1 protein-coding gene is annotated in these 671 nt (G+C 69.6%); it reads right to left on the bottom strand.

Annotated features, from left to right (window positions below; genetic code table 11):
* A partial coding sequence (locus CH341_RS35485) for a hypothetical protein (protein WP_210208709.1) occupies positions 1 to 671 on the bottom strand: 671 nt, incomplete at both ends.

Below are 671 nucleotides of genomic sequence, written 5' to 3' on the forward strand. Positions count from 1 at the left end.
CCCCCGGGGATGCCCGGCAGACCGCCGAGGCCGCGCATCGCAACGCTGCCGCCACCACCGCCACCGCCGAACCCGCCACCACCGAACCCGCCGCCACCGAATCCGCCGCCACCGAACGAGGCCGGCACGACGAGTCCGCCGAGCCCGCCGCCGCCGCTCCAGCTCGATTTCTTGGCGGCGTTGTTGGTCTTCTCCATCTCCTCGCGGAGCGTTCGGAGCTGGGTCCGCAGCTGCTCGATCTCGTCGAGCAGCGCGCGACGGCGCATGCGCAGGTCGGTCGGAAGCTCGCCGCGGCCGGAGTTCTCCCAGGCGCGGGCATGCCCTTCCATGCCGCCGAGCTGCGACTCCCGGTCGGCGAGCCGCTTCTGGATCTCGCGGGCCTGGTCGGGCCTGGTGTCCTGGCTGCCGCCGAATCCGACGTAGCCCTTGACCCGCTCCCACCAGGCGAACAGGTCCTTCACCTCCTGCACGGCGTCGCGGATGCCCTTGGTGACACCGTCGATCTCGGCCCTGATGACCTTTCCGACACCCTCCTGCGAGAAGAACGCGTCGACCTCCTTCACCAGGTCGGCGAAGGACGGCATCAGCTCGTTGCCGAGCGTCTGCTCCAGCTTCCCGAGGGTCTTCTGCAGGTCGATCAGATTGTCGTTGAACCGCTTCGCCGCCTCGAT

The sequence above is a fragment of the Rhodoplanes roseus genome, assembly GCF_003258865.1.
Taxonomy (GTDB): Bacteria; Pseudomonadota; Alphaproteobacteria; order Rhizobiales; family Xanthobacteraceae; genus Rhodoplanes; species Rhodoplanes roseus.